This is a genomic window from Geodermatophilus sp. SYSU D01045, assembly GCF_054050295.1.
Genome location: NZ_JBJGZB010000007.1, coordinates 1 through 19,535, shown reverse-complemented (window position 1 = coordinate 19,535; position 19,535 = coordinate 1). Strand labels below are relative to the sequence as shown.

Annotated in this window: 20 protein-coding genes and 1 pseudogene; 10 read left to right on the top strand and 11 right to left on the bottom strand. The window is 76.0% G+C overall.

The genetic code is table 11. The annotated features are described in order from the left end of the window. Positions 1-92 precede the first annotated feature (92 nt). From ACI798_RS07510 to ACI798_RS07495, 4 genes are all read right to left on the bottom strand, one after another. Positions 93-1,739 carry a carbamoyltransferase family protein gene (locus ACI798_RS07510; protein ID WP_456942061.1) on the bottom strand — a complete coding sequence of 549 codons (1,647 nt, stop codon included), beginning with the start codon at positions 1,737-1,739 and terminating at the stop codon, positions 93-95. Between the two features lie 120 nt (positions 1,740-1,859). Then, entirely contained in the window at positions 1,860-3,251 is a 1,392-nt protein-coding gene (locus ACI798_RS07505; RefSeq protein ID WP_457047600.1) for an amidase, read from the bottom strand. 4 nt (positions 3,252-3,255) lie between these two features. Further along, positions 3,256-3,456: a hypothetical protein gene (locus ACI798_RS07500; RefSeq protein ID WP_456942062.1), complete on the bottom strand. Its 201-nt coding sequence runs from the start codon at positions 3,454-3,456 to the stop codon at positions 3,256-3,258. A gap of 58 nt (positions 3,457-3,514) precedes the next feature. Beyond that, positions 3,515-5,227, bottom strand: a complete 1,713-nt coding sequence (locus ACI798_RS07495) for a RecQ family ATP-dependent DNA helicase (RefSeq protein ID WP_456942063.1) — start codon at positions 5,225-5,227, stop codon at positions 3,515-3,517. Between the two features lie 145 nt (positions 5,228-5,372). On the opposite strand from ACI798_RS07495, the gene ACI798_RS07490 reads away from it, so the two are divergent. From ACI798_RS07490 to ACI798_RS07470, 5 genes and pseudogenes are all read left to right on the top strand, one after another. After that, positions 5,373-5,768 carry a TOBE domain-containing protein gene (locus ACI798_RS07490; protein WP_073422664.1) on the top strand — a complete coding sequence of 132 codons (396 nt, stop codon included), beginning with the start codon at positions 5,373-5,375 and terminating at the stop codon, positions 5,766-5,768. Positions 5,769-5,811: 43 nt separating this feature from the next. Then, complete coding sequence (modA, locus tag ACI798_RS07485) at positions 5,812-6,600, top strand: molybdate ABC transporter substrate-binding protein (RefSeq protein ID WP_457047599.1); 789 nt, start codon at positions 5,812-5,814, stop codon at positions 6,598-6,600. Continuing rightward, positions 6,597-7,394: an ABC transporter permease gene (locus ACI798_RS07480; RefSeq protein ID WP_456942065.1), complete on the top strand. Its 798-nt coding sequence runs from the start codon at positions 6,597-6,599 to the stop codon at positions 7,392-7,394. Before modA ends, ACI798_RS07480 begins: the two co-directional genes overlap by 4 nt. Positions 7,395-7,423: 29 nt before the next feature. Continuing rightward, positions 7,424-7,867 (top strand): annotated as a pseudogene (locus tag ACI798_RS07475) (ATP-binding cassette domain-containing protein); the annotation flags it as partial. Positions 7,868-7,987: 120 nt separating this feature from the next. Beyond that, positions 7,988-8,443: a TOBE domain-containing protein gene (locus ACI798_RS07470; RefSeq protein ID WP_456942079.1), complete on the top strand. Its 456-nt coding sequence runs from the start codon at positions 7,988-7,990 to the stop codon at positions 8,441-8,443. A gap of 29 nt (positions 8,444-8,472) precedes the next feature. On the opposite strand, the gene ACI798_RS07465 is transcribed toward ACI798_RS07470, so the two are convergent. Continuing rightward, positions 8,473-9,090 (bottom strand): maleylpyruvate isomerase family mycothiol-dependent enzyme, encoded by a 618-nt coding sequence (locus ACI798_RS07465; RefSeq protein ID WP_457047598.1) that lies wholly within the window; start codon positions 9,088-9,090, stop codon positions 8,473-8,475. Between the two features lie 104 nt (positions 9,091-9,194). Between ACI798_RS07465 and ACI798_RS07460 the strand changes: the two genes are divergently transcribed. The 3 genes from ACI798_RS07460 (at position 9,195) to ACI798_RS07450 (ending at position 11,931) form a co-directional block, all read left to right on the top strand. Next, positions 9,195-9,776, top strand: coding sequence for a nucleotidyltransferase family protein (locus tag ACI798_RS07460; protein WP_457047597.1), 582 nt, complete (start codon positions 9,195-9,197; stop codon positions 9,774-9,776). Then, positions 9,773-10,198, top strand: coding sequence for a molybdenum cofactor biosynthesis protein MoaE (locus ACI798_RS07455; protein ID WP_457047596.1), 426 nt, complete (start codon positions 9,773-9,775; stop codon positions 10,196-10,198). The genes ACI798_RS07460 and ACI798_RS07455 overlap by 4 nt, the downstream gene beginning before the upstream one ends. A 143-nt stretch (positions 10,199-10,341) precedes the next feature. Next, positions 10,342-11,931: a SpoIIE family protein phosphatase gene (locus tag ACI798_RS07450; protein ID WP_457047595.1), complete on the top strand. Its 1,590-nt coding sequence runs from the start codon at positions 10,342-10,344 to the stop codon at positions 11,929-11,931. Here the strand turns inward: ACI798_RS07450 and ACI798_RS07445 are convergent. The 6 genes from ACI798_RS07445 to ACI798_RS07420 all read right to left on the bottom strand — a co-directional run bounded on the left by ACI798_RS07445 (position 11,928) and on the right by ACI798_RS07420 (position 16,987). Beyond that, on the bottom strand, positions 11,928-12,149 hold the full coding sequence (locus ACI798_RS07445; RefSeq protein ID WP_456942070.1) for a hypothetical protein: 222 nt from the start codon (positions 12,147-12,149) through the stop codon (positions 11,928-11,930). The two genes, ACI798_RS07450 and ACI798_RS07445, sit on opposite strands and share 4 nt — an antisense overlap. Continuing rightward, positions 12,146-13,210, bottom strand: a complete 1,065-nt coding sequence (locus tag ACI798_RS07440; RefSeq protein WP_457047594.1) for a hemolysin family protein — start codon at positions 13,208-13,210, stop codon at positions 12,146-12,148. Before ACI798_RS07440 ends, ACI798_RS07445 begins: the two co-directional genes overlap by 4 nt. Next, positions 13,203-14,591: a hemolysin family protein gene (locus tag ACI798_RS07435; protein ID WP_456942072.1), complete on the bottom strand. Its 1,389-nt coding sequence runs from the start codon at positions 14,589-14,591 to the stop codon at positions 13,203-13,205. Before ACI798_RS07435 ends, ACI798_RS07440 begins: the two co-directional genes overlap by 8 nt. Positions 14,592-14,660: 69 nt before the next feature. Then, positions 14,661-14,909 (bottom strand): MoaD/ThiS family protein, encoded by a 249-nt coding sequence (locus ACI798_RS07430; protein ID WP_456942073.1) that lies wholly within the window; start codon positions 14,907-14,909, stop codon positions 14,661-14,663. A 5-nt stretch (positions 14,910-14,914) separates the two neighbouring features. Then, complete coding sequence (gene moaA, locus ACI798_RS07425) at positions 14,915-15,979, bottom strand: GTP 3',8-cyclase MoaA (RefSeq protein ID WP_456942074.1); 1,065 nt, start codon at positions 15,977-15,979, stop codon at positions 14,915-14,917. 147 nt (positions 15,980-16,126) lie between these two features. Continuing rightward, entirely contained in the window at positions 16,127-16,987 is an 861-nt protein-coding gene (locus ACI798_RS07420; protein ID WP_457047593.1) for a hypothetical protein, read from the bottom strand. 193 nt (positions 16,988-17,180) lie between these two features. Here ACI798_RS07420 and ACI798_RS07415 point away from each other — a divergent pair, with 193 nt between their 5' ends. Together ACI798_RS07415 and ACI798_RS07410 are read left to right on the top strand one after the other, a co-directional pair. Further along, entirely contained in the window at positions 17,181-18,443 is a 1,263-nt protein-coding gene (locus ACI798_RS07415) for an MFS transporter (protein ID WP_456942077.1), read from the top strand. A gap of 73 nt (positions 18,444-18,516) precedes the next feature. Further along, a complete protein-coding gene (locus tag ACI798_RS07410; protein ID WP_457047592.1) occupies positions 18,517-19,356 on the top strand; it encodes an aldo/keto reductase in 840 nt (279 codons plus the stop codon). Positions 19,357-19,535: the final 179 nt, after the last annotated feature.

Genomic DNA, 19,535 nt, shown 5'->3' with positions numbered 1-19,535 from the left:
GTGGGCGTTCCGGTTCGCCGGTCACCCGGTGGAGGGAGCGGAGGAACGCGCAGGGCCCCGCGCCGTCGGCGCGGGGCCCTGCGGGGGAGAGGTCAGGGGCGGGGCGTGCGCCGCGGCCGGCGGACGACGAACGGGCCGATGGCCAGCAGGTCGACCGGGGCCGAGCCGAAGCACTCCAGGGCGTCGCGGGGATCGTCGACCATCGGCCGCCCGGCGGTGTTGAGGCTGGTGTTGACCACCACCGGCAGCCCGGTGCGCCGCTCGAACGCCGAGATCATCCGGTGCACCAACGGCTCGGTCTCCGGGTCGATCGTCTGGATGCGCGCCGTGCCGTCGACGTGGGTGACCGTGGGGATGCGGTCCTTCCACTCCGGGGCGACGTCGTGCACGAAGAGCATGTACGGCGAGGGGATCGGCCCGCGGCTGAAGATCTCCGGTGCCCGCTCCAGCAGGACCATCGGCGCCACGGGGCGGAACTGCTCGCGGCCCTTGACGTCGTTCATCCGCTCGAGGTTGGCCTCGAAGCCGGGGTGGGCGAGCAGGGAGCGGTGGCCCAGCGCCCGCGGGCCGTACTCGCTGCGGCCCTGGAACCAGGCGACGATGCCGTTGTCGGCGAGCACCTCGGCGACGGCCTCGGCGACGTCGTCGGGCCGCTCGTAGTCGACGGCGGCGGTCTGCAGCCGGCGCTCGATCTCGTCGTCGCTCCAGCCGCGGCCCAGCGCCGCGCCGGGCATCGGCTCGGTCCGCTCGCCGAGCTCGGCGGCGACGTGCAGGGCGGCGCCGAGCGCGGTGCCCGCGTCGCCGGCGGCCGGCTGCACCCACACCTGCTCGAACGGGCTCTCGGCGAGGATGCGGGTGTTGGCCACGCAGTTGAGCGCCGTGCCGCCGGCCATCGTGAGCGTCTTCTCGCCGGTCTGCTCGTGCACCCAGCGAGCGAGGTCGACCAGCACCTCCTCCAGCCGCGTCTGCACGCTGGCGGCGAGGTCGGCGTGGTCCTCGGTCCACTGCTCGTCCCTGCCCAGGCGCGGCGCGAACTCGGAGAAGTCGATCCGCTCGGTCACGAAGCCGCCGTCGCCGGTGGCGCGGACGAGCTCGGACAGCTCGCCGAGGAAGCGCGGCTTGCCGTAGGAGGCCATCGCCATGACCTTGAACTCGTCGGAGCTGCGCAGGAAGCCCAGGTGGTCGGTGAGCTCCTCGTACATCAGGCCCAGGGAGTGCGGCAGCGCCTGCCCGGCGAGGATCTCCAGCTGCCCGTCGACGTAGCGGCCGGCGAGGTGGCTGTGCGCCTCGCCGCGGCCGTCGAGCACCAGGACGGCGTTGTCGCGCTGCGGAGCGGCCTTGCCGGCGGAGGCCGCGTGCGCGACGTGGTGCTTGACGAAGCGGACCTTGGCGGGGTCCAGGCCGGGGAGGGCGTGCGCGAGGAAGTCCGGCGCCATCTCGGCGTACCTCTTGCGCATGGTGTCGCCGTCGTCGAACAGGCCCGAGTCCTCCGGCGTGCCCATGAGCGCCGGGTCGAAGGAGTAGGCGACGGCGTCGAGCTCCTCGGGGCGGATCCCCGCGTGCTCCAGGCACCACGCGGCGGACAGCTCGGGCAGCTCCCAGGCGCTCCACGGCAGGGGGCGCTTGCCGTGCTTGCGCCGGCTGAAGCGTTCCTCCTCGGCCGCGGCCACGACCTCCCCGTCGACGACGAGCGCGGCGGCGGGGTCGTGGTAGATGGCGTTGATGCCGAGGACCTTCACGTGCGCTCTCCTCCCGCACCGGGCGACGCACCCGCTGCACTGGCCTTGATCATCGACTCGTCCCTGCAGTCCCGCAGGGCGAGCCCCCGATGCGGTGACAGCCCCTGGGTTCCCGCCCGGCTAGAGGGGTGGGCGGCGGCTGCCCCAGTCCGTCGCCGACTCGTAGGTCTGGCCCACGCGCAGCACGCCCGCCTCGTCGAAGGGCCGGCCGATGACCTGCAGCCCGATCGGGAGCCCGGACGAGGTGAACCCGCACGGCACCGACAGTGCCGGCAGGCCGGTGATGTTGCCCGGGGCCGAGTGGCCGACCCAGGCGTCGATCACCGCCTTCTCCCTCCCGCCGGGGAAGGTGAACGTCTGCTGCCCCACCTCGGCCGCGGCGGCGGGCAGGGTCGGGCACACGAGCGCGTCGATGCCCTCGAAGGCGCGGCGGAACGCCTGCTGCACCAGCGTGCGGACGCGCAGCGCCTTGATGTACTGCGTGGCGAGCACCGTCTCGCCGGCCTCGAGGAAGACCCGGACGTCGTCGGTGTAGAGGCCCCCGGACTCCCGCAGCATCTCCTGGTGGTAGGCGCTCGCCTCGGGCACGAGGACCCCGAACTCGACGGCCATCATCTGGTCGGCGTAGGGGATCTCCACCTCCCGCAGCCGGGCACCCTGGGCCTCGAGGACGCCGATGGCCTCCCGGACGGCCGCCTCCACCTCCGGGTCGACGTCGTCGAAGAAGTAGTTGGCCGGGACGCCGAGCATCAGGCCCCCGACCCCGGCGTCCAGGTCCGCCGTGTAGTCGGGGACCGGCTCCCGGGCGGAGCCCGGATCGCGGGCGTCGAAGCCGGCGATCGCCTGCAGCGTCAGGGCCGCGTCGCGCACCGTGCGGGTGAGCGGTCCGGCGTGATCGAGCGACCAGCACAGGGACGTGATGCCGTGGCGGGGCACCCGGCCGTAGGTCGGCTTGAGGCCGACGGTGCCGCACACCGACGCCGGGATGCGGATCGAGCCGCCGGTGTCGGTCCCCATCCCCACCAGGCACTCCCCGGCGGCCACGGCGGCGCCGGACCCGCCGCTGGAGCCACCCGGCACGCGACCGGTGTCCCAGGGGTTGCGGGTCGTCGGCGTCAGCACGCCGTAGGCGAACTCGTGGGTGTGCGTCTTCCCCACCACGACCGCGCCGGCATCGCGGAGCCGGGCCACGCAGGCCGAGTCCTCCGTCGCGACGTGCTCGGACCGGACCGCGGAACTGGAGGTGGTCGGCAGGCCTGCGACGTCGTAGAGGTCCTTGATCCCCACCGGGATGCCGTGCAAGCGCCCGCGGTGGTCGCCGCCGGCGATCTCCCGCTCTGCCTGCCGTGCCGCCTCCAGCGCCTGCTCGGCGGTGACGACGACGAACGCGTTCAGCCGGTCCTCGACCGCCTCGATGCGGTCGAGCACGGACTGCACGAGCTCGACCGGGGACAGCGTGCGCTGCTCGATCCGGCGGGCGGCCTCGGCGATGCTGAGCTCGGATGGCTGCACGTCCTCACGCCCAGCGCGCGTCGAAGGCGGCTGCCGGGGGCGTCTCACCCACGGGGATCCCGTCGAGGCTGTCGTAGAGCCCCAGCACCATGGTCACGGCCGGACCCGCCGCGGCCCGCCGCTCGGTGCTGAGGTCCAGGCGGGCGTGCGCGAGCAGCTGGTCGAACGCCTCGTCGCCGAGCGGCGACCGGTCTGTCGAGGCCACGGGCCACCTCTTCCGGGTCAGGTGTGACGAGGGGCACAGCATGCCCGAGGCTGGGCGCTCAGGCGCCGCGGACCTGCAGGAGGTCGTTCTCCTCGACGGCCTTCAGCGCCAGCGTCTTGTAGCCGACCTCCTCGAACAGGACGACGACGCGGTCGTCCTCCACCCGCATGACCACGCCGGGGCCCCACTCGGTGTGCGTCACGGGGGTCTCCGGGGCGAACGGGGTGTCGGCGTCGCCGCCGGCCGGCTGCTCGCGGGAGGTGCCGGCCGAGCAGGTGTCGCAGTTGCCGCAGGGCTCCTCGAGCTGCTCGCCGAAGTAGCCGAGCAGGTACTGGCGGCGGCACTCGGTGGTCTCGGCGTAGCCGCGCATCATCTCGACGCGGCTCTGGTCGACCCGCTCGTGGTGCTCGGCGAGCTCGCGCGCGGCGGCGGCCGCCTCGCCGGGGGGCGGCGCGCCCTCGGCCGGGTGCGCGGCGCCCTCCTCGTCGAGGAGGACGGCCGAGACCTGCTCGAGCAGGTTGAGGTCGCGGGCCAGCGGCGTGGCGCCGCGGCCGGTCTCCTCCCGCAGCTGCTTCACGTCGACGCCGTCCTCGACGCCGGCGGCGGGCGCGGCGGCGACCAGCCCGGCGACCTGCTGCAGCTCCTCCTCGGCCGGGGCCCCGGCGGCGAAGAAGCGGCGCAGACCGAGGTCCTCCTGCCGGTAGACCAGCACCGCGAGCGCGGGCTCGCCGTCGCGGCCGGCCCGGCCGATCTCCTGGTAGTAGCTGTCGATCGAGTCGGCGGGCTCGGCGTGGACGACGAAGCGGGTGCCGGGCTTGTCGATCCCCATCCCGAACGCGGTGGTGGCGACGACGACGTCGAGCTCGTCCTCCATCCACGCGCGCTGGGTGTCCTCGCGCTCGCTCTTCCTCAGGCCCGCGTGGTACGGCCGCGCCCGCAGCCCGCGCTCGGTGAGCGCGTCGGCGACCTCGAGGGTGCCCTTGCGGGTGGCGCTGTAGACGATGCCGGGGCCGCGGCCGGCCTCGACCTCGGCGACGGTGCGGTCGACGACGGCGGTGCGCTTGGCGGTGGCGTCGGCGTGGTGGTCGACCTCGAGCCGGATCTCCGGCCGGTCGAAGCCCGCGACGACCACCTCGGGGTCGCGCATCGCCAGCCGCTCGACGATCTCGGCGCGCACCGGCGGGGCCGCGGTGGCGGTCAGGGCGAGCACCGTCGGGTGCTCCAGTTGCTCGACCACCTGCCCCAGGCGCAGGTAGTCGGGGCGGAAGTCGTGGCCCCACGCGGAGACGCAGTGCGCCTCGTCGACGACGAACAGCGCGACGCCGGCCCGGTGGACCGCGTCCACCACCTCCGGCTTGGTCAGCTGCTCGGGGGCGAGGAAGAGGAAGCGGACCGTCCCGTCCTCCAGCCCCTCGAGCGCGGCGCGCTGCTCGCCGGCGGACAGGCTGGAGTTGAGCTGCGCGGCGCGGCCGACGTCGTCGCCGAGCTCCTCCAGCCGCTCCACCTGGTCGCGCTGCAGGGCGATCAGCGGCGAGACGATGACGACCGGGCCGTCGAGCAGCTGCCCGGCGACCTGGTAGACCGCGCTCTTGCCGGCGCCGGACGGGAGCACCGCCAGCGTGTCCCGGCCGGACAGCACGGCCTGCATGGCCCGCTCCTGGCCGGGACGGAACTCCTCGAAGCCGAGGACGTCGCGGGAGACCTCGCGCAGCCGGCGGGTGCGGACCGAGGCAGAGCCGCCGGCGGGGTTGTCGCTGGGGGTGCGTGACACCGGCTGCCGCTGCCCGGGCGCCGCGATCGGCAAACGGAGGCCGGGGTGTCGGCGTCCCCGCGTCGGCGCGGCGTGAGCACGGACCGCGGCGGCCGGGTCCGTGGGCGGCGGTGCGTGCACGCGCCGCGCACGTAGGGTCCCCGGGGTGAGCGCGAGCTACCGGATCGCCGAGGCCGCGGCGCTGCTCGGGGTCAGCGACGACACGGTGCGCCGGTGGATCGACAGCGGCCGGCTGCCCGCCTCCCGCGAGGGCGGCGGACCGGCGCACGTCGACGGCGCCGACCTCGCCCGCCTGGCCACCGAGCTGCACGAGGCACCCGAACCCGGCACCACCCGCGGCTCCTCGGCGCGCAACCGGCTGGCCGGCATCGTCACCCGCGTCCTGCGCGACACGGTCATGGCCCAGGTGGAGATCCAGGCCGGGCCGTTCCGGCTGGTGTCGCTCATGTCCCGGGAGGCGGCCGACGAGCTCGGCCTCGAGGTCGGCGTCCGCGCCGTCGCCACGGTCAAGGCGACGCAGGTGAGCGTCGACGTCCCGTAACCGGGTCCGCACCTGCGGCTGTAGGGCCGCTAGTGTCCCGCGCATGCGGGGACGACGGCTCGGTGCGGTGCTGGTCGCGGTGGCCCTGGGGGCGTCCGCGTGCGGGAGCGGGGACGACGGCGCGGCCGCCACGACGACCGGGGGCGGCGGCGGGCCCACCGGCACGCTCACCGTCTTCGCCGCCGCCTCGCTGACCGACGTCTTCACCGACCTCGGGCAGCGGCTGGAGGAGGAGAACGGCGGGCTGACCGTGCAGTTCAACTTCGCCGGCAGCTCGGCGCTGGCCACCCAGCTGACCCAGGGCGCCCCGGCCGACGTCTTCGCCTCGGCCAACGGCACCCAGATGTCCGTGGTCACCGACGCCGGCCTCGCCGACGGCGACCCCACCGTGTTCACCGCGAACGTCCTGCAGATCGCCGTCCCCGCGGGCAACCCGGCCGGCGTCACCGGGCTGGCCGACTTCGCGCGCGAGGACCTCACGATCGCCGTCTGCGCGCCGGAGGTGCCCTGCGGCGCGGCCGCGGAGGACGTCTTCGCCGCCGCGGGCGTGACGCCCCGCCCGGACACGCAGGAGGAGGACGTCCGCGCCGCGCTGACCAAGGTGGAGCTCGGCGAGGTCGACGCCGCGCTGGTCTACGCCACCGACGTCGTCGCCGCCGGGGACGCCGTCGACGGCCTGCCCTTCCCCGAGGCGGAGGACGCGGTCAACGACTACCCGCTGTGCACGCTGGCCGGTGCCCCGAACGCGGAGGCGGCGCGGGCCTTCGTCGACCTGGTCCTCTCCGAGGAGGGGCAGCGCGCGCTCGGGGACGCGGGCTTCCGGACCCCGTGAGGCGCGCCCGCACGCCGGCGCCCCTGCTCGTCCCCGCCGCCCTCGCCGTCGCCTTCCTCGTCCTGCCCCTGGTCGCCCTGGTCGTCCGCGCGCCGTGGCCGCAGGTGCCCGCGCTGCTCGCCGAGCCGGGCGTGGGGCAGGCGCTGCGGCTGTCCCTGGTGTCCGCGACGCTGGCCACGCTGGTCTCCGTCGTCCTCGGCGTGCCGCTGGCCTGGGTGCTGGCCCGCTCCCGAGCCCGCGGCCGCGCGGTGCTGCGCGCCCTGGTGACCGTGCCGCTGGTGCTCCCGCCGGTGGTCGGCGGCGTCGCGCTGTTCCTCGTGCTGGGCCGCCAGGGCCTGGTCGGGCGCTGGCTCGACGACGCGTTCGGGATCACCGTCCCGTTCACCACCACCGCGGTGGTCGTCGCCGAGACGTTCGTGGCGATGCCGTTCCTCGTGGTCAGCGTCGAGGGGGCGCTGCGGGCCGCCGACGCCCGGTTCGAGGACGCCGCCGCCACCCTCGGTGCCGACCGCTGGACCACCTTCCGCCGCGTCACCCTGCCGCTGGTGGCGCCGGGCGTCGCCGCCGGCGCGGTGCTGTGCTGGGCGCGGGCGCTGGGCGAGTTCGGCGCCACGATCACCTTCGCCGGCAACTTCCCGGGGACCACGCAGACGATGCCGCTCGCGGTCTACCTCGCCCTGCAGCGCGACCCGGACGCGGCGATCGTGCTGTCGCTGGTGCTGCTGGCCGTCTCGGTGGCCACCCTGCTGCTCCTGCGCGACCGCTGGCTGGGGCGCACGGGGGTGACCGCGTGACCCTGGAGGCGTCCGTCCGCGTCCGCCGCGGCCCGGTGACCGTCGACGTCGCCCTCGACGTGCCCGACGGCGAGGTGCTCGCCGTCCTCGGGCCCAACGGCGCGGGCAAGTCCACGCTCCTGCGGGTGCTGGCCGGCCTGCTGCCGCCCGACGGCGGGCGGGTCGCCGTCGACGGGACCGTGTGGGACGACGTCGACGCCGGCGTGCAGCTGCCCGCGCACCGGCGCCCGCTCGGGATGGTCTTCCAGGACCACCTGCTCTTCCCGCACCTGTCGGTGCTGGACAACGTGGCCTTCGGGCCGCGCACCCGCGGGGCGTCGAAGGCCGACGCGCGCCGCGCCGCGGCCGCGTGGACCGAGCGCGTGGGCCTGGGCGGCCTCGGCGACCGGCGGCCCGCGCAGCTGTCCGGCGGGCAGGCGCAGCGGGCGGCCCTGGCCCGCGCGCTGGTCGGCGACCCGGCGCTGCTGCTGCTCGACGAGCCGCTGTCGGCGCTGGACGCCCGCACCCGGCTCGCCGTCCGCGCGGAGCTGCGCCGGCACCTGGCCGACTACGGGGGCAGCACCGTGCTGGTCACCCACGACCCGGTGGACGCCATGGCGCTGGCCGACCGGGTCGTGGTGGTCGAGGACGGCCGGGTGGTGCAGGCCGGGACGCCGTCCGACGTCAGCCGGCACCCCCGCACCGACTACGTCGCGCGGCTGGTCGGGCTGTCGCTGCTGCCGGGCACGGGGGAGGGGACGGCGGTGCGCCTGGACGGCGGGGGCGTGGTGGCGGTGGCCGAGGAGACCGCGGGGCCGGTGTTCGTCGCCGTCCGCCCGGAGTCGGTGGCGCTGTACCCCACCCGGCCCGAGGGCAGCCCGCGCAACGTCTGGCCGGCGCGGGTGGCCGGGGCGACGCCGCACGGCGCCACGGTGCGCTGCGAGCTCGACGGCGAGGTGCCGCTGGTCGCCGACGTCACCGCGACCGCCTTCGCCGAGCTCGGCCTGGCGCCGGGGTCGCCGGTGTGGGCGGTGGTCAAGGCCTCCGAGGTCGCCGTCTACGCGCGCTGAGACCGGACCCGCCGAGCCCGGCCGCCGGGTCAGCGGCGGCGCAGCGCGCGGCCGTCGGGGAGCCTGCGGCCGCTCAGCAGCGCGAGCAGCGGGCCGGTGTCCGCGCGGACGACCGCGCCGTCCCCCCGGCCCCAGGCGCCGTCGGTCGTCTCGAGGCGGACGCCGGTGAGGTCGATCCCGAAGGTCGCGCCGTCCGCCGCGGTGAGGGAGTCGAGGACGGCGACGACGGCGTCGGCCGGCGCGACCGGCGGCCGGTCGAGCGCGACGGTCACGTCCAGGGAGTGGATGACGGCGTGGCTGAGCGCGCCGGCCGCGCCGCCGCCCGGTGGCTGCCACCGGTGCAGCACCGGCGAGCGCAGGGCGTCCAGGAGCTCGGGGGCCGGGAGGGAGGCGTCGCGGGCCGCCACGGTGTCGGAGAGCCGGCCGAAGTCACCGCCCGCTGCCGCCATCTCGGCTCCGAACCGCTCGGCCGACAGCCGCGCCGGCATGGTCACGTGCGCCACCACGTGCCGGACCCGCCACCCCGCGCACAGCGACGGGGCGTCCCAGGTCCCGGGAGGGGCGGAGGCCAGCAGGTCGGCCAGGCCGTCGTGGGTCTGCGCCGTCCAGCCCTGCAGCTCCTGCGCGTCCCCGTCGTCCCCGCTCATCCCGGCTCCTCCCGCCACCCGGCCGCGACGCCGCGACCCCTCACCCGCGGGACGATGCCACGCCCCGGGGACGGAACCGGCCACCCGCGGGGGAGGCTGGGGCCATGACGACGGTCGCCGGCCTGGTCCTCGCCGCGGGCGGGGGACGGCGCTACGGCATGCCCAAGGCGCTGGTCGAGTACGGCGGCAGCCTCCTGGTCGAGCGGGCGGTGCGGACGGCGCGCGCGGTGTGCGACCCGGTGCTCGTCGTCCTCGGCGCCCGCGCGGTCGACGTGTGGCGGACCGCCGACCTGAGCGGCGCGACGGTGCTGGCCAACCGCGACTGGGAGACCGGCATGGCCTCGAGCCTGCGCACCGGCCTGGACGGGCTGCGCGGCTGGCCGGGACGGGTCGACGCCGCGCTGGTCACGCTGGTCGACATGCCCGGGATGACGCCGGAGGCGCTGGCGCAGGTCGCCGCCCACGCCGCCCCGGACGCGCTGGCCGTCGCCACCTACGACGGCGTCCGCGGGCACCCGGTGCTGCTCGGGCGCGACCACTGGGCCGGGGTGGCCGCGACGGCGACGGGCGACGAGGGCGCCCGCCGCTACCTGGCCGCACACCCGGTCACCGAGGTCGACTGCACGGGTCTCGCCGACCCGGTCGACCTCGACGTGCCGCCGGGCGGGGTAGCTTCGGCGCCGTGATCGCCAGGCACCGGATCGCCAGGGTCGTCGACGAGCCGCTGTCGGTCGCCCAGCACGAGCAGGCCGTGGCCGACGCGGGTGCCGGCGCCGTCGTCTCCTTCTCCGGCGTCGTCCGGGACACCGACGGCGGCCGGTCGGTGACCGAGCTGGAGTACGTCGGCCACCCCACCGCCGAGCAGGTGATCACCGAGCTCGCCGAGGAGTTCGCCGCCCGCCCGGGCATCCGCGCGGTCGCCGTCTCCCACCGGGTCGGCCTGCTGGGCATCGGCGACGTCGCGCTGGCCTGCGCGGTCAGCTCGGCGCACCGCGGGGAGGCCTTCACCGCCTGCGCCGAGCTCGTCGACGAGGTGAAGAAGCGGCTGCCCATCTGGAAGCGCCAGGTCTTCACCGACGGCGACGAGGAGTGGGTCGCCTGCCCCTAGGGCAGATCCCGTCTCGGTACCGGACCGGCCCGGCTCCTTGACCGGCCCGGACGCGCGTGGCACAACGATGCACGACTCCAAGGGTGGGGTGGTGCCCCCACCGGTGTGCCCGCGCACAGCGGCCGGACGACAGCGAGGTTCCCGTGCCCGCGCCGGAGCGCGACCCCGTCCTCGAGGCGATGCCCCTGGGCTACATCGCCGTCGACGCCGACTGGCGGGTCACCTACGTCAACGTGCCCGGCGAGGCCGTCGTCGGCCGCACGTGGGAGCAGCTCGTCGGCAGCTGCTACTGGGCGTCCTTCCCCGCCAACCGGGACGACGAGTTCGGCCGGGTCTACCGCGAGGTGATGGCCACCGGCACCCCGCAGAGCGTCGAGGCCTACCACCCCGAGCCGCTCAACTGCTGGTTCGAGGTGCGTGCCGTCCCGCTGCCGGCCGGCCTGGCCCTGTACTTCTCCGAGGTCACCGCCCGCCGGACCGCGCAGGACCGGCTCGCGCTGCTGGCCCGGGTCGGCTCCGAGCTGACCGGCACGCTCGAGCTCGCCGAGGCGGTCCGCCGCATCCCGCGGCTGGTCGTGCCCGAGCTGGGCGAGGCCTGCCTGCTCACCGTCCTGGACGACGAGGGCCGCCCCCGCGACCTCGGCTCCTGGCACGGCGACCCCGGTCGCCGCGAGCTGCTGGCCCGCTACGCCGCCGTCCGGCTGCCCGGGATGCCGGCCGCCGCGCCGGTGGTCCGCGCGCTGGCGGGGGAGACGGTGACCGCCGACGGCGCCGCGGTGCTCGCCGCGATCGGGGACGAGGAGGCCGCCGGCCTCTACCGGGAGCTGGGCGCACCCGCGGTGCTCGCCGTCCCGCTGCCCGGCCGGGACCGGGTGATCGGCGCGCTCACCTTCCTCGCCGCCGAGAGCCGCAGCGCCGCCCGGGTGGACCCGCTCACCGCCCGCGAGGTCGCCGGCCGGGTGGGCCTGGCGCTGGACAACGTCCGCCTGTTCGCCCGCCAGCACCAGCTCGCCGAGGCGCTGCAGCGCAGCCTGCTCACCGACCCGCGCGGCTCCGGGCTCGGGGCGGTCGAGGTCCGGTACACCCCGGCGGCGGAGGCGGCGCGGGTCGGCGGCGACTGGTACGACGCCTTCCCCCAGCCCGGCGGGGCGACGACCCTGGTCATCGGCGACGTCGTCGGGCACGACACCGCCGCCGCGGCGGCGATGGGCCAGCTGCGCTCGCTGCTGCGCGGCATCGCCGCCTACAGCGACGCCGGCCCGGCCGAGGTGCTGCGCGGCCTGGACGAGGCGATGGCGATCCTCGGCGTGGACACCTACGCCACCGCCGCCGTCGCCCGCTTCGAGCGCGTGCCGGGGGAGGGCGCGGCGGGGCGGACGCGGATGTGCTGGTCGAGCGCCGGCCACCTGCCGCCGCTGGTCCTCGACCCGTCGGGCCGGCCGGTCGCGCTGCCCCCGCCCCCCGGCGACCTGCTGCTCGGCGTCGACCCGGCCAGCGTCCGCGTCGAGAGCACCGTGGTCCTCGAGCCCGGCTCCACGGTGCTGCTGTTCACCGACGGGCTGGTCGAGCGGCGCGGCCTCGACCTCGACGCCGGGCTGGCCGGGCTGGCCGACGCCGTCGCCGAGCTCGGCGGGCGCCCGCTCGACGAGCTGTGCGACGAGGTGATCGAGCGGCTCGTGCACGGCCGGCCCGAGGACGACGTCGCCCTCGTGGCCCTGCGGCTGGGGAGCTAGCGGACCGGCGCCTGCCCGTCCTCGTCGGTCGGGCGGGCGTGCCCGTGGCCGTGCGCGGCCTCCTCGGCGCGCTCCTCCTCCAGCTCGGCCTCGCCCTCCAGCCGGTGCGCCTCGCCGGCCGCCTGCGCGGCGGCGTCGCCGTGCGACTCGCCGTAGACCTCCTCGGCCCGGCCGAGCAACTCCTCGGCCTTCGCCTTCGCCTTCTCGATGAAGCTCATCGCGCTCCCGTCCTCTCGGCGTTCCGGTGTGCGGAGTCCCGGTGTGCAGCATCCCGGATCTCGCCCACCAGTTCCTCCAGGATGTCCTCGAGCGCCACGACGCCGACGACGCCGCCGCCCTCGGTGACCGCGGCGAACTGGGCGCGGCCGGCCTGCATGACGCCCAGCGTGCGGCGCAGGTCGTCCTCGGCGGCCACCCGGGGCAGCGGCCGGGTGATGTCCCGGACCCGCGGCTCCGGGGCGCCGTCGGCCCGCAGCACGTCCTTGACGTGCACGTAGCCGAGCAGCCGGTCGCCGTCGGCGACCGGGAAGCGGGAGAAGCCGGTGGTGGCCGCGGCGCGCTCCACGGCGGCGATGTCGTCGTCCGGCGCGACGACGGTGAGCGCGGCCCGCGGGATGAGCACCGAGCGGGTGTCGCGCTCCTCCAGCTGCAGCGCGCCGGTGAGCAGCTCGTGGCCGCGCTCGTCGAGCAGGCCGCCGGCGCGGGACTCGTCGATGAAGCCGGCCACCTCGTCGCGGGTGAACGCGCTGGTCACCTCGTCCCGGGGCTGCACGCGCAGCAGCCGCAGCACCCCGTTGGCCAGCGCGTTGAGGCCGACGATCACCGGCTTGAGCACCGTGACCACACCGGACAGCAGCGGGGCGAGGACCAGCGCGGCCCGGTCCGGGCCGGCCAGCGCCAGGTTCTTCGGCACCATCTCGCCGATCACCACGTGCAGCGCGACGACGACGGTCAGCGCGATGACGAACGAGATCGGGTGCACCAGCGCCTCGGGCACCGACACCGCCGCGAACACCGGCTCGAGCAGGTGCGCCACCGCGGGCTCGCCGATGGCGCCCAGGCCGAGCGAGCAGACGGTGATGCCCAGCTGCGCGCCGGCCATCATCAGCGACACGCGCTCCATCGCGGCCAGCGTGGTCCGGGCGCGGCGGGAGCCCGCCTCGGCCAGCGGCTCGATCGAGGAGCGGCGCGCGGAGATCAGCGCGAACTCCGCGCCCACGAAGAACGCGTTGGCGAGCAGCAGCGCGACGGCGACCAGCACGCCGAGCCAGTCACCCACGGTCGTCCTCCTCCTCGTCGCCGGTCGTGGCCGGTAGGCCGCCGACGACGGCCCGCTCGACGCGGGTGCCGTCGACCCGCTCGACCTGCACCCACACGCCGGCCGGCAGCCCCTCGGCCTCGGCGGCCAGCTCCGGCGGCAGGGCGGGCCGCGCCTCGATCCGGTCGCCCACCTCGGGGATCCGGCCGAGCACGTGCAGCACCAGGCCGCCGAGGGTCTCCCAGTGCCGGTCGGAGGGCACGGCCAGACCGGTGGCCGCGGCGACCTCGTCGGGCCGCAGCAGCCCGGACACCGACCAGGTGCCGTCGCCGCGGTCGACGACGTCGTCGCCGGTCTCGTCGTCGTACTCGTCGGTGAGGTCGCCGACGATCTCCTCCACGAGGTCCTCGATGGTCACCACGCCGTCGGTGCCGCCGTACTCGTCGACGACGACGGCCATCTGCAGCCCGCCGCGGCGCAGGTCGCCGAGCAGGTCGTCCAGCCGCCGGGAGGTGGGGACGAACAGCGGCGGCAGCATGACCGCCGAGACCGGGGTGTCGGCCCGCCGGTCGCGGGCGACGGCGAGCGCGTGTTTCACGTGGACCATCCCGACGACGTCGTCGGCACCGCCGTCGTCGACCACCGGGAAGCGGGAGTGCCCCGAGTCGCGGGCGGTGGTGAGCACCTCGGCCACGGGGGCGTCGGCGGGGACGGTGGTCATGCGGGTGCGCGGGGTGGCCGCGTCGCTGGCGCGCAGCTCGCCGAAGGCCAGCCCGCGCTCGAGCATCACCGCGGTCTCGGCGGGCAGGGTGCCCTGCCGGCCCGAGCGGCGGACCAGCGAGGTCAGCTCCTCCGGCGAGCGGGCCGAGGCCAGCTCCTCCTGCGGCTCCACGCCGAACAGCCGGCGCAGCATCGCGTTGGCCCAGCCGTTGAGGAACCGGATGACCAGCGACGTCGCCTTCGTGAAGCCGCGCTGGAAGCCGGCGACGGCGCGGGCGGTGCGCAGCGGCTCGCTGATCGCCACGTTCTTGGGCACCAGCTCGCCGAACACCATGGTCAGCACGGTGGCCAGGACCAGGGCGAGGGTGATCGACACCGACCGGGCCGCGGCACCGGACAGGCCGACGGACTCCAGCGGCCCCCGCAGCAGCGTGGCGATCGAGGGCTCGGCGACGAAGCCGATGGCCAGGTTGGTGACGGTGATGCCGAGCTGGGCGCCGGACAGCTGGGTCGACAGCGTCCGCAGCGCGGCGAGCACGCCGGCCGACCCGCGGACGCCGGCCTCGGTCTCCCGCTCGACGGTGGCCCGGTCGACGGTCACCAGCGCGAACTCGAAGGCCACGAAGGCGGCGCAGGCGAGGACCAGCAGGACGCCGACGAGGACCAGCAGCCACTCGATCACGGGAGGACCTCGGTGGCGGGAGGAGGCAGGGGACGGCTCGTATGGTGAGGCTTGCTCACGAGGGGGCGGTCATCCTCCGGCGAAGGGGGGCAGCACGTCCACGACCGCCCCGGGCGACAGCTCCAACGCGCGGTCGCGGGTCTGCGTTCCGTCGACGAGGAACGAGCAGGCGGTGAGCACCCGCTCGAGGCGCTCGCCGTGGGTCTCCACGATCCGGCCGACCAGCTCCTGCAGCGTGGCGGCCTGGCAGGTCTCGGTGTCGACGCCGGCGGCGGCGCGGGCGCCGGCGAAGTAGCGGACGGTGACGGTCCCGGGCACGGCGCTCAGCCGCCGATGGCCGACATCGGCCGGGACGGCTGCAGGAAGCTCGGGTCGTCGATGCCGTGGCCGGGGAGCTTGGCCAGGGTGGCGATCCGCCAGCGGTCGGCGAGCTCGGCGTCGGTGGCGCCCTCGCGCATCGCCGTCCGCAGGTCGGACTCCTCGCGGGCGAACAGGCAGTTGCGGACCTGGCCGTCGGCGGTGAGCCGGGTGCGGTCGCAGGTGCCGCAGAACGAGCGGGTGACCGAGGCGATGACGCCGACGGTGGCCGGGCCGCCGTCGACCAGCCACCGCTCGGCGGGCGCCGAGCCGCGCTCCTCGGTGTCGGGCGTGAGGTCGTGCGCGGCGGAGAGCCGCTCCAGGATGTCCTCCGCGGTGACCATCTCGCCGCGGGTCCAGGCGTGGTGCGCGTCGAGCGGCATCTGCTCGATGAACCGCAGCTGGTAGCCGCGCTCGAGGCAGAAGTCGAGCAGCGGGACGGCGTCGGCCTCGTTGATGCCGCGCAGGAGGACGGCGTTGACCTTGACCGGGGTGAGCCCGGCGTCCTGCGCGGCCTGCAGACCCGCCAGGACGTCGTCGAGCCGGTCGCGGTGGGTGAGGGTCTTGAACCGCTCGCGGTCGAGGGTGTCGAGGCTGACGTTGATCCGGTCCAGCCCGGCCGCGGCGAGCGCGGGGGCGACGCGGGCCAGCCCGATGGCGTTGGTGGTGAGGCTGACCTCCGGGCGCGGGCGCAGTGCCGTCGTCGCCTCGACGATGCCGGGCAGGCCCGGACGCAGCAGCGGCTCGCCGCCGGTGAAGCGGACCTCGCGGATGCCCAGCTGCTCGACGCCGATGCGGACCAGCCGGACGACCTCGTCGTCGGTGAGCTGCTCGACCTTGGGCAGCCACTGCAGGCCCTCGGGCGGCATGCAGTAGGAGCAGCGCAGGTTGCAGCGGTCGGTGAGCGAGACCCGCAGGTCGGTGGCGACCCGGCCGTGCCGGTCGACCAGCCCGCCACTCCCCGCAACGGCACTGCCCGGGACGCCGTCGGCCGGACGGGTCCAGGGGTCGGGGAGCGGGGTCGCACTCACGTTGGCGAATGTAGTGCGGAACGCCGACCAGGTCCCCCGTCCCGCGGGAGAGCTTCCGGATCGCGCCGCATCCGCGGACGCGACCCGGGGGTACGGGCCGCGCCCGCGGATGCGGGGGTTGCGCCGGCGCTGCAACGCCGACGGCGGTCAGCCGATCGGGGTGGGGTCGGTCGGGTCCGGCGGCACGGGGACCGAGCCCTGGATGCGGTTGCGGGCCTGGCAGTCGGAGGTGCAGCTGGTGGCGCCGGCCGACAGCTCGACCGCGTCCTCACCGAGCACGCCTCCCATCCGGCCGCCCGAGGCGACCGACCAGCGCGACGTCGTCGCGGTCTGCTCCAGCCGCGTGGCCACCTGCGGGCTGTCCTTGCCGAGCAGCATCTGGTGGGTCGCGTCGCCGGCGACGCCGTCGCCGAAGTTGACCTTCCCCGTGTACTCGTTGACGAAGTAGTAGAGGCCGGCGCCGAGGGTGTGCACGTACTCGACGGCGGTGCCGAACTCCTGCTCCATCTGGAAGATGCCGCCCTGCGGGGCGTCCTTCGCCTGCACCTTGAGCTTGCCGGCCGCGGTGGCGAACTCGGCGACCAGGACGTCGTCGCGCAGCCGCAGCTCCGTGATCCGCACGCCCCGCAGCTGGGCGGCGGTGAGCACCGGGACCTTGGAGGCGAAGACGACGGTCGGCGCGGTGACCATGCGCTGCGGGTCGGGGGCGCCGGTGAGCGTGTAGTCGTACACACCGAGCGTCGCGGGGTCGATCGTGAAGGTGACGTGCCGGCCGCGGACGGCGACCGGGCCGGTCGGGGTCACGTCCCGCAGGCGGGTCTCGCGGCCCGCCGCCGGGTTCGACGTGCGGCCGTTGACGGTGACGGCGAAGTCGCCGGTGACCGCCCCCTCGACGGAGCCGCCGTCGTCGCCCCCGGAGGCCGCGGCGGTGCCGGGCACGAGCAGGGCGGCGAGCGCGAGGAACGGGACGAGCAGGAGGCGGAGACGCAGCGGTCGGGTCGTGGCCACGGGGATCCTCTGGTCGGTGTGACAGGCGCCGCACAGAGTGCATGAACGTTCATGTACCCCCGTCGGCGACACGCAGGACCGCGGGCGAAACGGGACGACGACGTCGGCGGCCGTTGTTACCGTCGCGACGCCACCCGAGAGTCCGGCGGGCAGTCCCGCACTCGCCTGTGGCCAGGAAGCGCGAGAAGAGCCCGTGTCACCCCGCACCCTGTTCGGTCCGTACGGCCGCCTGTTCGCCGTCCCCGGCGCCGTCTGGTTCTCCCTCGCCGGGTGGGTCGCCCGGCTCCCGCTGCCGATGCTCGGCCTCGGCGCGGTGCTGCTGGTCGAGGGCGAGTCCGGCAGCTACGGCCTGGCGGGCGCCGTGTCCGGCACCCTCGCCCTCGCGGCCGCGGCCGGCGGGCCGCAGTGGGCCCGCGCCATGGACCGCCGCGGCCAGGGGCGGGTCCTGCAGGTGGCGATGGCCGCCTACCTCGTCACCGGGCTCGCGTTCGTCGGCGTCGTCGTCGCCGACGGGCCGCGCTGGGCGTGGTTCGCCCTCGCCGGCCTGACCGGGGCGAGCCTGCCCAACATCGGCGCGCTGGTCCGCGCCCGGTGGGCGGCCGCGCTGGAGGACGCCGAGCGGCGGCAGACCGCGTTCGCCTTCGAGTCCGTCGTCGACGAGGTCGTCTTCGTCGTCGGCCCGCCGCTGGTGACCGTGCTCGGCACGATGGTGGCCCCCGCCGCCGGCTTCACCACCGGCATCGTGCTCGGCACCGTCGGCGGGCTGTGGCTGGCCCGGCAGCGGGCCACCGAGCCCGTCGCGGTGCCCACCTCCGCCGGCGGCGGGCACCGCCGGCCGGCCGCACTCAACGCGGCGGTGCTGCTGGTCTGCGCGACCTACCTGGGCGTGGGCACCGTGTTCGGCGCGATGGACGTCGTCGTCGTGGGCTTCGCCGAGGAGCAGGGCGCGCCCGCGCTGGCGGGGCTCGCGCTCGCGCTCTACGCAGGCGGCAGCCTGGTCGCCGGGCTCGCCTACGGGGTGGCGCGGCTGCGCGGCACGCTGGCCACCCGGTTCCTCGCGACGGCGGTCTTCTTCGGGCTGGCCGCGCAGGGGCTGTGGGCGGTGACCTCGCTGCCGCTGCTCGTCGGCGCCGGGTTCCTCGCCGGGCTCGCCGTCGCGCCGGTGCTGGTGTCCGGGACGTCGCTGGCCGAGTCGCGGGTGCCGCGGTCGGCGCTCACCGAGGCGCTGGCCTGGACCAACACCGGGCTGACGCTGGGCGTCACCGCCGGGTCGGCGCTGGCGGGCGCGGCGGTGGACGCGTGGGGCGCCCGGGCGGCGTTCGCCGTCCCCGCGCTGGCCGCGGCCGGCGCGGCCGGGCTCGCGCTGCTCGGCGCGCCGCTGCTGCGCCGCCCGGCGGTCGTGGCGGACGCGACGGAGGGGCGGGCGTCACGGGTTGGGGACGCGGTCGGCGGGTAGGCGCGCTCCACGGGGGCCGGGTGCGCCGTGGAGTGGCGCGCCGCCCACCGTCCGCGACCGAGAGGGAGAGCCCGTGGCCACCGTGCCCACCATCCGCCTGAACAACGGCGTCGAGATCCCGCAGCTGGGCTTCGGCGTGTTCCAGATCCCGCCGGACCAGACCGTCGAGGCGACCCGCACCGCGCTCGAGGTCGGCTACCGGCACATCGACACCGCCGAGATGTACGGCAACGAGAAGGAGGTCGGTCAGGCGATCCGGGAGTCGGGGATCGACCCGTCCGAGGTCTTCGTCACCAGCAAGCTCAACAACGGCTACCACCGCCGCGACGACGCGCTGAGGGCCTTCGACCAGACGATGGCCGACCTGGGCCTGGAGCAGCTCGACCTGTTCCTGATCCACTGGCCGCTGCCGACGATCGACGTCGACTACGTCGAGACGTGGAAGGCGATGGAGGAGATCTACGCCGGCGGCCGGTGCCGCGCGATCGGCGTCTCCAACTTCAGCCCGCACCACCTGCGCCGGCTGTTCGGCGAGACCGAGGTGCGCCCGGCGGTCAACCAGATCGAGGTGCACCCCTACCTCGCCAACGACGAGGTGCGCGCCTTCGACGCCGAGCACGAGATCGTCACCGAGGCCTGGTCGCCGATCGCGCAGGGCAAGGTCCTCGACGACCCGGCGATCGTCGCGATCGCGGAGAAGCTGGACCGGACGCCGGCCCAGGTCGTGCTCCGGTGGCACGTGCAGCGCGGCGACGTCGTCTTCCCGAAGTCGGTGACCCGCGCGCGGGTCGAGGAGAACTTCGCGCTGTTCGACTTCGAGCTCGACGAGGGCCAGATGGCCACCATCACCGGCCTCGACCGCGGCGAGCGCACCGGCCCGGACCCGGACACGTTCGACTACGTGCCCGGCTGACGCCCTCCGCCCGGGACGCGCCGAGTTCACGTGATCTCGCGCGTCCCGGGCGGTCGCAGCGGGGGGGGGGGGGGGGGGGGGGGGGGGGGGGGGGGGGGGGGGGGGGGGGGGGGGCGGCGGGGGGGGGGGGCGGGGGGGGGGCGGGGCGGGGGGGGGGGGGGGGGGGGGCGGGGGGCCCG